Genomic DNA, 11,298 nt, shown 5'->3' on the forward strand with positions numbered 1-11,298 from the left:
GAAGCAGCCGAGCAAGCTCGGCTCCGCAAGACCAAGGCCGCCGCAGGCGGCGGGGAGGGACCCGGAGAGACTCAATTCCGCCCCGCCCCTGCCGATAACCGGAGAAGCCCTCTGCCCCAGGCCTTTGGCCCTGGCGGATAGGGGCATCCTTGCAGGAAGAGGTCACGCTACCGATGGCGGAACAACCCGACGAGCCTCGCGCAGGCAGCGGCCTGCGCCGACTGTGGCCCCGCGCCCGCGCGGTTGCGGCCAAACCTCTGACCGAAGCGCGCCCGGCGTTCGCGGCGGCAAGCGTCCCGACCGTGCCGCCAACGCAGGCGATTACCGCAAGCGCGCTGGTCGCACTGTTCGCCCAGGCGCACGAGCCGCGCGCATTGCTGACCGCGTTCGCCGACGGCATGGCCGGGCTGCACGGCGAACTGGCCGGCATGGGTCGGCGCCTGCAGTCGGCCTGCGACAGCGAGGACTGGACCGGATACGGGCGCGCGATGCGCCAGCTGATCGACAAGTACATCCGCACCATCGACGACGACCCGCCCGCGGTCGAAACCGGTCCCGGCGAAGCCGAGCGGCTGCGCGATCTGCTGCGCCACACCCTGGCGATGGCGCTGGAATCCCTGCTGCGCAAGACGCCGCAGCTGGCCGAAGAATCGCAGGCGCTGGGCGAACAGCTCAGGCGCTGGAATCCCGGCGACGACCTGGCACCGGTGACGCAGGAGGTGAAGGACCTGTGCCATCGCGTCGGCCTGCGCGCCCAGGACGCCGAGGAAGAACAGGCGATGCTGCTGGGGCTGTTCGATCTGCTGCTCTACAACGTCGCCGAACTGCTCGATGACGGCAGCTGGCTGCAGGGCCAGATTGCCGCCATCCGCGAACTGCTGACCGGCCCGCTGGATCGCGGCGGCCTGGAGCGCGCGCGTGCGGATCTGCGCAAGGTCATCTACAAGCAGGGCCTGCTCAAGCAGGGCATCGCCGAATCCAAGGAAGCGATGAAGGCGATGATGGTCACCTTCGTCGAGCGCATGGATGGCATGGCCGCCAGCACCGGCGAATTCCACGACCGCATCAGCTACCACTCGCACGCGATCCGCAACGCCCGCAGCATCGCCGGGCTGGGCAGGATGATGGACGAACTGCTCAAGGACACCGCGCAGGTGCAGGAGCAGGCGCTCAGCGCGCGCAACAATCTGCTTGCCGCGCGCCAGCAGGTCGATGCGGCCGAACAGCGCATCCAGCAGCTGGAACAGGAACTGCGCGACATCACCAGCCTGGTACGGGTGGATCAGCTGACCGGGGCGCTCAACCGGCGCGGTTTCGACGAACTGTTCGAACGCGAGTCCACCCGCGCCGAACGCAGCGGCCAGCCGCTGTGCGTGGCGATGCTGGATCTGGACGATTTCCGCCAGCTCAACGCCAACCACGGCCATCCCGGCGGCGATATCGCGTTGTGCCATGTGGTCGATGTAATCCGGCGCACGTTGCGCAGCAGCGACGCGGTCGCGCGTTTCGGCGGCGAGGAATTCGTGCTGCTGTTGCCGGACGTTTCGCTGGGCCAGAGCCAGGCGACCCTGCAACGGATCCAGCAGCGGCTGGCGCAACGGCCGTTCCTGCACCAGGACCAGCGGGTATTCGTGACCTTCAGCGCCGGCGTGGCCCGCTGGCGCCACCCGGAAACCCAGGACGATGTGATCCGGCGCGCCGACCGCGCCATGTACCAGGCCAAGACCGCGGGCAAGAACTGCGTGCTGGTGGCCGACGATTGAGATGCACGCCTCCATCCCTGTAGGAGTGGCGCCGGCATGCCGGCGCCGGTAAGTCGCGATGAGGCTTTACCGGTAACCTATCGCGACTCACGTCGCTCCCACAGGGACAGAAGTTCGAGGGTGTAGAGCGGAGCTTGCTCCGCTGCTTTCGCTTTCTTGCCGGAACGCAACAAAGCCATCAAACACAGACCATCAACCCAGCAGCGTTTCCAGCACCGCCATCCGGATCGCCACGCCATTGCTGACCTGGCGCAGCACCAGCGATTGCGGGCCGTCGGCGACCTCGTCGGTGATTTCGACGCCGCGGTTGATCGGTCCCGGGTGCAGCACCACCGCATCGGATGCCGCCCGCGTCAACCGCTGCGCGGTCAGGCCGTAGTGGTCGTGGTAATCCTGCAGAGAGGCCACCAGGCCTTCCTCCATGCGCTCGCGCTGCAGGCGCAACATCATCACCGCATCCACGCCTTCCAGCATCGCATCGAAATCATCGCCGACCACGCAGCCGTGCAAAGTATCGTCCTGCGGCAGCAGCGCCTGCGGGCCGCAGACACGGATTTCGCCCGCACCCAGCGTGCGCAGCGCGTGCAGGTCCGAACGCGCCACCCGCGAGTGGTTGACGTCGCCCACCATCAGCACTTTCAGCTTCGAAAAATCCGCGCCCTTGGCCTGGCGCAGCGTCAATACGTCCAGCAGGCCCTGGGTGGGATGCGCGCTGCGGCCGTCGCCGGCGTTGATCACCGCCGTGCCCTCGCCGGCCTCGCCGGCCAGCGCCTCCACCGCGCCGTCTTCCGCATGCCGGACCACGAAGCCGCGCACGCCCATCGCTTCCAGGTTGCGCAAGGTGTCGCGCGCCGTCTCGCCCTTGCGGGTGGAAGACGTGGACGCGTCGAAATTCAGCACATCCGCCCCCAGCCGCTGCGCGGCAATCTGGAACGAACTGCGGGTGCGGGTGGAGGGCTCGAAAAACAGCGTGCAGACGGTGGCCCCGTCCAGCGAGTGGCGGCGCTGGGTACGTCCCAACGCGGTGTCGCGAATCTGCCCGGCCCGGTCCAGCAACCGGCACAGGATTTCCTTGGGCAAACCATCCAGGGTCAGCAGATGCCGCAAGCGTCCATCGGAATCGAGTTGTTGGGTCATGCACAGGTTCCAGGTTGTCGAAGTTTCCCTTCTCCCGCCGGGAGAAGAGCCTGCCCCGTACTTGATACGGGGTGGCGCGCAGCGCCGGATGAGGGAACGGAAACGGCTTGCCGGCGGCTATTGCGCAAGACTCACTCCACCCGCGTGGCGTCGCATGGCGCCGCCAGCCAGCGTTCGATGATGACCGCCGCCGCCACCGCATCCAGCGCCGCGGCATCGCGCTTGCGCTTGCGGCCCTGCGCCCGGTCCAGCGCAAAGCGTTGCGCCGCCTCGATCGAACTGGCGCGCTCGTCCACCAGCACCACCGGCAGCTTGTAGCGCAGGCGCAGCTCGCGCGCGAAGGCGTGGGCGCGCTTGCGGATAGGCTGGTCGCCGCCGTCCAGCGTCATCGGATCGCCAACCACCAACCCATCCGGCCGCCATTCGGCATGCAGCTTGTCGATGGCCGGCCAGTCCGGGCCGTGCCCATGCACATCGATCACCGCCAGCGCGCGGGCGCCCACGCCAAACGCACTGCCCACCGCCACGCCAATGCGGCGCGCGCCCACATCGAATCCCAGTACGGTGCCATCCAGCTTCATGTCCGTCTCCTGCCCTGCCGGCGACGCTGCTGTCGCGCCAACGCGCGCCGGCGGCGACCGCACCCCGGATCCGGCAGACAGGGTTTCATGCGTGTCCGCTGTAATCCGTCAGCCGGGTCATGTCCACGCCGATACGGCTGCCGGCGGCCTGCCAACGCTGCTCCAATGGCAACGAGAAAACCAGTTCGGCATCGGCCGGCGCGGTCAGCCAGCTGTTCTCGCCCAGCTCGAATTCCAGTTGCCCGGCGCCCCAGCCCGCGCAGCCCAGCGCAACCACCGCGTGCGCCGGGCCATCGCCGCGCGCCATCGCCTCAAGGATGTCGCGCGAGGTCGTCAGGTACAGGCCATCGGCCACTTCCAACTGCGAGTCCCAGCCGCGCGCATCGTCGTGCAGCACAAAGCCACGCTCGGGATGTACCGGCCCGCCGCTCAACACCACCTGCTGGCGCAACGCCTCGTCCTGGGTGTCCAGGTTCATCTGCGACAGCACGTCGCCCAGCGTGTACTCCGAGGCGCGATTGATGATGACCCCCATTGCGCCCTCATCGTCGTGCTGGCAGATCAGCGCCACGCCGCGGGCGAAGTTGGGGTCGTCCAGCGCCGGCAACGCGATCAGCAACTGACTGGCAAGCGGGGTGGATTCTGCGGACATGCGCGCATTCTATCGCTTACGCGCCTGGGTCTGTTGACGTTTCCGGCGCGGGCAATGCGCAAGGTCCGTCCTGCACCCACCTCACTGGTCCAACGTGACGGGTTTGTGAGCGCGCAACCGCGATGGGTAGTCAAGCGCTTCGAAGATAGCCCGCTGCGGGCGCCGTCCCGCTTTCACATCGCGCGGTAGACAGCATCCGCATGCTGCTTTCAGCCCCCTCTTCCGCGAGCGGGGACAGGAGAAAAGCGCATATGCACGGTCGACAGCACCCGGATGCTGCTTTTAGCCCCCTCTCCCCCGCTCGCGGGGGAGAGGGTTGGGGTGAGGAGGGCAGCATCCGGCCGCAGCACGCTCTATGCTATCGGCATGTCCGGATACTGCGATTTCGCCCCCCACCACCCCGTCCACGCCTCCTACCACGCGCAGGAGTACGGCTTCCCGCAGCGCGACGAGGCAGTCCTGTTCGAGCGCCTGCTGCTGGAAATCAACCAGGCCGGGCTGAGCTGGGAAACCGTCCTGAAGAAGCGCGAAGGCTTCCGCCAGGCCTACGGCGGCTTCGATGTCGACTCCGTGGCCGCCTACGGTGAACCGGACCGCCAGCGCCTGCTGGCCGACCCCGGCATCATCCGCAACCGGCTCAAGGTGGACGCCGCCATCCACAACGCCCAGGTCATCCAGCGGTTGCGCGACTCGCACGGCGGATTCGCGGCCTGGCTGGACGCCCACCACCCGCGTGACAAAGCTGAATGGGTCAAGCTGTTCAAGAAGACCTTCCGCTTCACCGGCGGCGAAATCACCGGCGAATTCCTGATGAGCCTGGGCTACCTGCCCGGCGCACACCGCCAGGACTGCCCGGTCCACCTGCACCTGACCCGCAAAGGCACGCCTTGGCAATCGGTCTGATCGCCTCCGGATTCCGGGTTCTTCTTGGCTTTGCCCTGCTGGTCCTCGCCCTATTGACCCTCGCCCCGCTGGCCAACGCCCGCCCTGCCTCTACCGCGGCGGACCCGCAGCTGCGCGCCCTGCAGCAGTTGCAGCGCGAGCTATCCGAGGCCATGCAGCAGCAAGCCGATCCATTGCAGGAGGTGCTGCAGCGCCACGCCACCCGCGGCAGCATCGACTTTGTCCTGGAGCTTTATGACGCCAGCGGCAATCCCCTGCCGATTGGCCCACGTCCACCGCAGGTACCGCAGGAGGACTGGGAACACCTGCTGAAGTTCCTGCAGCCGCAACCGGCCGATCTGTTCTTTTCGGAGAACGGCCATATCGGCTTCATCCTGATCGACCTGGACGAGGACGGCCAGCGCGATTTGCTGGTGACGGTCTATGTCGGCGGCACCGGCCTGTTTTCGCAAGTGCTGGCTTACCGGCGCGACCCCGACCACGGCTTCGTCGCTGCCGTCCACAGCGAATACCCGGAAGACGCCGGCTACAGCATCAACGGCCGCGGCGGCGACCAGCAGATTGCCCTGGTGCGGCTGGACGGACGCACCTACCTGGCCTATCGCGACAGCCACTATGGCCAGGACCTGCTGACCCTGCACCGCCCGCTGGAACACGACGCCGCCACCGGCTTCGCGGCACCGGCCCTGCAATTGAAATACCGCCATACCCACACGCTGGCGCCCGAGCATGCGGATGGCGACAACGACACGACACCTCGCGATACCAAGCTGGATGCCGCCATCGCCCGGCAGTTGCAGCGCCTGGCGCAGGCCCGGCGCAACGGCAAGGAACTATCCGACGCAGCCTGCCCATCACCGGCCGATGCCAATCCCGAAGATGGCAACGCCTGGCCCTGGCGCGACGCCGGCCACTACACCTTCGAGTTCGTCGAGGAATTCCCGGTCCGCGTCGATGACCGCTGCTACAGCGCAAGCATCGTGCATTTCCTCAGCAGTTACCGCATGTCCTACGAAAGCTGCTGCAGCCTGTGGCTGTATTCGGCCCCCGGCGAACAAATCGCCGAGCTCCCGCTCAGCAGCCAACGCCAGCTGTTCGCGATCGATATCGTTTCGCAGTCCGCGACTGCGGACTGATCCCGGGCTGACAAAGCCGCCTGAGCCCCTCTCCCTCTGCTTGGGTCGGATCGCGACGACGGTCGGCGCAGCGAAGCGGCTTCGGCTTGAACGGCGCAGCCGTTAAGCCGGGCCCCTGGGATGTGTCCGTCGCGATGACGTTTCGCGACCGGCTGCAGCGCAGCGCAACCGCCAGCTACAGGTCCGTCAGGCGCCGCGGCAGCACGCGCCGGCTGTCGCGCACCGTCACGATGTCGATCCGCTCAGGCAAGATCAGGTAGATGATCCGGTACGGCGCCTCGGTCAGCTCGCGCAACTCGTCGCGTTGGTACTTCTCGACCATGCGACCGGAACGCGGGTGCTCGATCAGTTGCACTACACGTTGTGTCAGCCGATCAACCACGCGATCGGCATTCAACGGCTGGTCTTGGGCGATGTAGGTGTGAATCTGGTGCAGGCGTGCTTTGGCGCGGTCGGTCCAGACGATCCTCATCGCAGCCCGAACTCGCGGCGCACCTGGGCGTTGTCGGTCACCCGGCCGGCAGCGCTATCGGCCAGTCCGGCCTCGATGTCCAAGATCGTCTCGACCTGCTCGGCCAACTCTTCCCAGCCCGCCGTTTCCGGCAGGGCATCGATCAGCTTGTGCGCTTCCTGTTTGAACACCGCGGCCATGACCAGGCTCCCGTGCGTGATTGCGGCCATTCTACCCTTCCTCCGCATCTGTTTCCCGCCGCTGTCGCGGCGGGGCCGCACCCGGGGAACGGAAGTGTTACCTGCATAGCGCCCCGGGGGCGGCCGTTGGCCTTACCCAGACTACGCTGGCTACCCACCCAACGCCTGCGGCAACACCGCCGCACAATCGACATCCAGCTTCAGACAAGCCAGATCATCAGCGCGCGTCTGCCCGCGATTGACGATGGCGACCGGCAATCCACGCTCATGCGCCTGCCGCACAAAACGGAAACCCGAATACACCATCAACGACGACCCAACCACCAGCACCGCATCGGAATTCTCCAGCGCAGCCCGAGCAGCCTCATAGCGCACACGCGGCACGTTCTCGCCAAAGAACACCACATCCGGTTTCAACATCCCGCCGCAAACCTGGCAGGCCGGCACCCGAAACGCCGCAAAATCCAGCCCATCCAGATCCGCATCGCCATCGGGCGCAGTGGCCGCGCTTAACCGCACCCAATCCGGATTACCGTCATGCAAGCGTTGCTGAAGCGACGCGCGCAACTCGCGCGCCGAACACGACAGGCAAACCACTTCGTCCAGACAGCCATGCAGATCGATCACCGCCTCGCTGCCCGCCCGCTGGTGCAGGCCATCCACATTCTGCGTCACCAACTGAGACAACCGCCCCGCCCGCTGCCACCGCGCCAGCGCCAGATGCGCCGCATTCGGCTGCGCCAGGCCAATGCGCGGCCAACCGACAAAACTGCGCGCCCAGTAGCGCGCATTGACCAGCGCATCGCCGGTAAAGGCCTGATACGTCACCGGCGGCGTGCGTTTCCACTGCCCGTCCGCGTCGCGGTAATCGGGAATGCCCGAAGCGGTACTGCAACCGGCACCGGTCAACACAAAGACGCGTTCAAAACCCGACAGCCATGCACGAAGGCTGCCGGCTTCATCCTGTGCAGCTGTCGCAGCTGCATCAAGGGACGGCGCAAGATGTTCCATGGCGATGATGGTAGTGCAGATCCGTAGGACGGAACCACCAAGGGCGATGGCCCGCTTCCTTCAGCTCCAGATCTTCGGCGGGCTTCTAAGAACCTGTTCACGCCCTCCGGCGGCACGTCGGGGCTACCTTGCGGGAGCGATGGCTTTCAACAGCCGAATGGCTGGCCAAGTCGCGACAGAAGCATCACGTCGCGACCCACATCGCTCCCACAAGGATTCCGTTCGTGTTTTGTAGAACCGAGTTGGTTCAGCCGACCGCTGCTTCGCTCTGGGGTGCTCGAGCGGTTGCGAGATCGTGAACACGCTCTAACAGCGAAGCTTGCGCCATGCCCGAAACAACCCGCGATGGCACCGCAGAAGCGACCATCGCCCGATGAAAACTCACGGTCAAAGTGCACCTCATAGTTCTTCAATCTGACAGTTGACAACCGCCATTTCCTGGGTGCACTCTTCAAACCAAGGAGCCTAGAAACTCCGTCTAGTAGCGGTACCCACCTCCGTCAAACCGGTGGGTTTTTTGTGCCCAATCCTCGGGCATAAACCGACGTGATGCCTGCGTCGGGAGGGCGGCTAATACAACACCCTTCGGGGGAATACGCCCGCCGGCTACTAGCGGTTTCTAGCCTCCCGACTTCCCGTCGCCGTTCGGCTGCGGGTCACTTCATGGAAAGAGGACGCAACGATGTCGAAATTCGATTCGAATGATAAAGACATACCCGGCTATTTCCTGCCGGAGGACAGCCAGTTCCGGCTGAAGAAGCTGCGCGATTACACGGAGTTCCTGTCCCGGCTGACGCAGCCGCGCACGTCGGATGAGGCGGGAAAAGGCACGCCGGAGGTACGCATGGGTGAGCTTTCGGTCTGCCTGGCGTTGCTGTCAGAGCAGGTTGACCTGGTGTTGGAAGAGCTGTCGCGGCCCGTGCAGCGGAAGGCGAAGATGAAGGCGGAGGAAGCGGTTGCGGAGGAAGAAGACGAGGACGAGGAGGACGAAGACGAAGACGAAGACAATGCGTCCGAGAAGATGCAGCAGATTTCCGTCGCCGTCGCCGAACGTTATTCCTTCGGAGTCACCCTGGGCCAGATTGATTCACTGGACCTTCTTATTCAGACCATCTCGGCACATGGCGATGTGGTGGCGGGCAGCCACGAAGCCGAATTCGCCGACCACACGCTGCCGCGGATAGGACAGGCCATCTATGACGGGGTGGAAGCGGTGCGCGCCATCCTGGACGAGGTGGAAGACCAACCACTCGGGCCGTCGCGGCGTCCGCTCAACCGCGTGGGCGAAACGCGGGCCACGTATGACGCGGGGTTTGTGGGTGCGGCCGCAAGGTCGCGGTCGCAGACCGGCTTTGGGGATGGCCTAAACCGGACGCTGCAGTAAGGCGTATGCGGTATTCCACCGTCGGCCCGGCTCGCCCGGGCCGACGCTCGATTCAAGAGGTCGAAGGCAGCTGATCCGCGGTAAGCCGGTGTAGCCCGGGTAACCCCGGACTTGATCCGGGGGCACCCGGGGGCGCTCCACACGTAACCGTTCCGTTCCTGGGTGCGGCCGTTGGCCTTACCCAGGCTACGCTGGCTAATTCTTACAAAGCTGGTTTGCTGCATCTACCAGCCGAGTAGCGTCGTCTTGTTGAATTTCCCAATGATCTGATTTCCAATCGGAGACTAAGACTTCTACGTCCGTGGAGCGACGGTCGCTTGCCGGACCGGTTTCTAGCCGGATTGCCGCATAGGCGTTATCCGCGTCGCCCTCACCAATTCCATTAAAAGTCACGTCAATCGTGCAGCCGAGGGATGCTTCCAACAGGATGCGTTTGGTTTGCGAGACAAGCTCATCACCGCTTGGACCTCGTCCACATCCGCCCAATAGCAGTACCAGCGCGGCACTCAGTGAAACGGCACGAAAGTTAGCGCCAATACATAACCCCCATTGTGCAGCACTTCTTGCATTCACTGACAGTAGAAGCCAGCTACAGCGGAGCGCGCACTTAGTTCCTGCAGCGTTTGTAGAGCTTTTTTGAGTATGAGTGCCGCCGCAGTTACATTCCATCAATAACGCGAATCAAAGAACCAGAATTGTCATAGCTGTAGAATTTCTCATCACCCACTCTGCTCGCACATTTTCCATCCACCGCGAACGTCCGGGTTACTGCTACTGACCACCCCTGATTCGTCTTTGCAACGGTAAAGTCACATCCCGCGCCCGACTCCAAACAAAATTCTTCTGAATCCACTTTAGCCTTCTCTACAAACCGTAGCGCGTCGACCCCAGCCTTATCCGGATAAACATTTCCGCCACAGTGATCCGCTTTGGAAGAGCAACCAGAAATCACCGCAACAGCGATGGAATAGGATGCATAGCGCAAAATTTTATTCATATCCTGGCATTCCATTCGGGTATGTCCCATTGTGGACAGTTGGAAGAATTGTGTTAATGATGTCGCCAATTCGGCCCTCAATCACTTTCCGACACATGTCACTTGTGCATTTATCCTTAGCTAATTTTGCAGCTAAGCAGCGCAACTCAACCGCATATGCTCTGAGTTCACTTGCGAGGCGCTCTGGTTGATTGTCGAAGCCGACGACACCTTTAGGATATATGAACGGGACCCATCCCCAGTAACGACACACACCAGGATTTGACCGCATTGCATCTCTTGCATGACTTTGTTCGTGCGCCAGAATGCAATCGCCAATACATTCCCGATCGTAAGCCGGCCATTTACCCCAGTTAACAAAAGGCGCAACGACTCCGTCGTTGCAGTAGATGGTTCCATAGGGAAGCTGTTCTCTCGGTCCGTATGGTGGCAGCCTTACAGCGGCAAGCCCTTTTTCGTCAAAGGCACCAGTGGGCATACTGTTTGAATACGCGTAGGTGTTTGGCCCGCCACCCAACCCAATCGGATCGCTCTGCGCATACCGCCCACTTCCTGGCTCATAGTCCCTGAAATAGTTGTAGTTGAGCCCACTAACCGCATCAAACCGCTGCCCCGGGAACCGCATATCGAACACGAAGGCATGCGCATCGCCGTCCGGGTTCTGGTCGGGGATGGTGTTGCCGAAGGCTTCGCCCTTCAGGTCCCAGGTCCACACCGGGACGTTGCGGGCCACCTCGATGACCGTGCGCGGGGTGCCCAGGTGGTCGGGCTGGAGGTAGTGCAACTGGTTGTTGTTGGCGAGCAGGCCCACCGGCAGGTCGTCCATCCATAGCGCCTGTTGCAACGCATTGCCGGCACTGTCGTAGTCGCCGACCCAGTGGCCGGCTTCGTCGTAGACGGTGGTGATGCTGGTGGTGCCCAGGTGCTTGCGCACCTGCTCGCCACGGCCGTTGTAGGCGTAGTTCATCATCGCCACGCCGGCCTGCTGGACCTGGCTCATCCGGTTGGCGTCGTTGTAGACGAACTCTTTCGCGCCAATGTTGAGGGTGTTGCCAGCCGCATCGTAGGCGCGGATGACACCGC

The 11,298-nt window shown here is 63.9% G+C and carries 13 protein-coding genes; 4 read left to right on the top strand and 9 right to left on the bottom strand.

The window, feature by feature from the left end:
- Positions 1 to 173: 173 nt before the first annotated feature.
- On the top strand, positions 174 to 1,763 hold the full coding sequence (locus tag CRO39_RS17530; RefSeq protein ID WP_097123258.1) for a GGDEF domain-containing protein: 1,590 nt from the start codon (positions 174 to 176) through the stop codon (positions 1,761 to 1,763).
- 192 nt (positions 1,764 to 1,955) lie between these two features.
- On the opposite strand, the gene CRO39_RS17535 is transcribed toward CRO39_RS17530, so the two are convergent.
- The 3 genes from CRO39_RS17535 to CRO39_RS17545 all read right to left on the bottom strand — a co-directional run bounded on the left by CRO39_RS17535 (position 1,956) and on the right by CRO39_RS17545 (position 4,133).
- The gene (locus CRO39_RS17535; protein WP_097123259.1) at positions 1,956 to 2,900 is read right to left on the bottom strand and encodes an aspartate carbamoyltransferase catalytic subunit; all 945 of its coding nucleotides are present in this window, start codon (positions 2,898 to 2,900) and stop codon (positions 1,956 to 1,958) included.
- A 131-nt stretch (positions 2,901 to 3,031) separates the two neighbouring features.
- Positions 3,032 to 3,481 carry a Holliday junction resolvase RuvX gene (gene ruvX, locus CRO39_RS17540; RefSeq protein WP_097123260.1) on the bottom strand — a complete coding sequence of 150 codons (450 nt, stop codon included), beginning with the start codon at positions 3,479 to 3,481 and terminating at the stop codon, positions 3,032 to 3,034.
- An 85-nt stretch (positions 3,482 to 3,566) separates the two neighbouring features.
- Complete coding sequence (locus CRO39_RS17545; RefSeq protein ID WP_097123261.1) at positions 3,567 to 4,133, bottom strand: YqgE/AlgH family protein; 567 nt, start codon at positions 4,131 to 4,133, stop codon at positions 3,567 to 3,569.
- Positions 4,134 to 4,499: 366 nt separating this feature from the next.
- Here CRO39_RS17545 and CRO39_RS17550 point away from each other — a divergent pair, with 366 nt between their 5' ends.
- Together CRO39_RS17550 and CRO39_RS17555 are read left to right on the top strand one after the other, a co-directional pair.
- Entirely contained in the window at positions 4,500 to 5,036 is a 537-nt protein-coding gene (locus CRO39_RS17550; protein WP_097123262.1) for a DNA-3-methyladenine glycosylase I, read from the top strand.
- Positions 5,021 to 6,172: a hypothetical protein gene (locus tag CRO39_RS17555; protein ID WP_141400849.1), complete on the top strand. Its 1,152-nt coding sequence runs from the start codon at positions 5,021 to 5,023 to the stop codon at positions 6,170 to 6,172. Before CRO39_RS17550 ends, CRO39_RS17555 begins: the two co-directional genes overlap by 16 nt.
- 175 nt (positions 6,173 to 6,347) lie before the next feature.
- Here the strand turns inward: CRO39_RS17555 and CRO39_RS17560 are convergent, their stop codons facing one another.
- The 3 genes from CRO39_RS17560 to CRO39_RS17570 all read right to left on the bottom strand — a co-directional run bounded on the left by CRO39_RS17560 (position 6,348) and on the right by CRO39_RS17570 (position 7,834).
- On the bottom strand, positions 6,348 to 6,644 hold the full coding sequence (locus tag CRO39_RS17560) for a type II toxin-antitoxin system RelE/ParE family toxin (RefSeq protein ID WP_097123264.1): 297 nt from the start codon (positions 6,642 to 6,644) through the stop codon (positions 6,348 to 6,350).
- Positions 6,641 to 6,853 (bottom strand): hypothetical protein, encoded by a 213-nt coding sequence (locus CRO39_RS17565; RefSeq protein WP_202926308.1) that lies wholly within the window; start codon positions 6,851 to 6,853, stop codon positions 6,641 to 6,643. Before CRO39_RS17565 ends, CRO39_RS17560 begins: the two co-directional genes overlap by 4 nt.
- A gap of 120 nt (positions 6,854 to 6,973) precedes the next feature.
- The gene (locus CRO39_RS17570) at positions 6,974 to 7,834 is read right to left on the bottom strand and encodes an NAD-dependent protein deacetylase (RefSeq protein ID WP_097123265.1); all 861 of its coding nucleotides are present in this window, start codon (positions 7,832 to 7,834) and stop codon (positions 6,974 to 6,976) included.
- 682 nt (positions 7,835 to 8,516) lie between these two features.
- On the opposite strand from CRO39_RS17570, the gene CRO39_RS17575 reads away from it, so the two are divergent.
- Positions 8,517 to 9,218: an XAC0095 family protein gene (locus CRO39_RS17575; protein ID WP_097123266.1), complete on the top strand. Its 702-nt coding sequence runs from the start codon at positions 8,517 to 8,519 to the stop codon at positions 9,216 to 9,218.
- Between the two features lie 195 nt (positions 9,219 to 9,413).
- Here CRO39_RS17575 and CRO39_RS20615 read toward each other — a convergent pair whose 3' ends face one another.
- The 3 genes from CRO39_RS20615 to CRO39_RS17580 all read right to left on the bottom strand — a co-directional run.
- Positions 9,414 to 9,791, bottom strand: coding sequence for a hypothetical protein (locus CRO39_RS20615; RefSeq protein ID WP_141400850.1), 378 nt, complete (start codon positions 9,789 to 9,791; stop codon positions 9,414 to 9,416).
- An 85-nt stretch (positions 9,792 to 9,876) separates the two neighbouring features.
- Positions 9,877 to 10,215: a hypothetical protein gene (locus tag CRO39_RS20620; protein ID WP_141400851.1), complete on the bottom strand. Its 339-nt coding sequence runs from the start codon at positions 10,213 to 10,215 to the stop codon at positions 9,877 to 9,879.
- A partial coding sequence (locus tag CRO39_RS17580; RefSeq protein ID WP_141400852.1) for an RHS repeat domain-containing protein occupies positions 10,208 to 11,298 on the bottom strand: 1,091 nt, incomplete at its 5' end. The genes CRO39_RS17580 and CRO39_RS20620, both read right to left, overlap by 8 nt.

This window comes from Pseudoxanthomonas wuyuanensis, from assembly GCF_900215535.1.
GTDB lineage: Bacteria > Pseudomonadota > Gammaproteobacteria > Xanthomonadales > Xanthomonadaceae > Pseudoxanthomonas_A > Pseudoxanthomonas_A wuyuanensis.

What these genes read in the sequence shown, in the direction of transcription:
- CRO39_RS17575 (WP_097123266.1), top strand. Translation starts at nt 8,517, where the DNA reads ATGTCGAAATTCGATTCGAATGATAAAGACATACCCGGCTATTTCCTG.
- CRO39_RS17545 (WP_097123261.1), bottom strand. Translation starts at nt 4,133, where the DNA reads ATGTCCGCAGAATCCACCCCGCTTGCCAGTCAGTTGCTGATCGCGTTG.
- CRO39_RS17560 (WP_097123264.1), bottom strand. Translation starts at nt 6,644, where the DNA reads ATGAGGATCGTCTGGACCGACCGCGCCAAAGCACGCCTGCACCAGATT.
- CRO39_RS17565 (WP_202926308.1), bottom strand. Translation starts at nt 6,853, where the DNA reads ATGGCCGCAATCACGCACGGGAGCCTGGTCATGGCCGCGGTGTTCAAA.
- ruvX (WP_097123260.1), bottom strand. Translation starts at nt 3,481, where the DNA reads ATGAAGCTGGATGGCACCGTACTGGGATTCGATGTGGGCGCGCGCCGC.
- CRO39_RS17535 (WP_097123259.1), bottom strand. Translation starts at nt 2,900, where the DNA reads ATGACCCAACAACTCGATTCCGATGGACGCTTGCGGCATCTGCTGACC.
- CRO39_RS20620 (WP_141400851.1), bottom strand. Translation starts at nt 10,215, where the DNA reads ATGAATAAAATTTTGCGCTATGCATCCTATTCCATCGCTGTTGCGGTG.
- CRO39_RS17570 (WP_097123265.1), bottom strand. Translation starts at nt 7,834, where the DNA reads ATGGAACATCTTGCGCCGTCCCTTGATGCAGCTGCGACAGCTGCACAG.
- CRO39_RS17550 (WP_097123262.1), top strand. Translation starts at nt 4,500, where the DNA reads ATGTCCGGATACTGCGATTTCGCCCCCCACCACCCCGTCCACGCCTCC.
- CRO39_RS17530 (WP_097123258.1), top strand. Translation starts at nt 174, where the DNA reads ATGGCGGAACAACCCGACGAGCCTCGCGCAGGCAGCGGCCTGCGCCGA.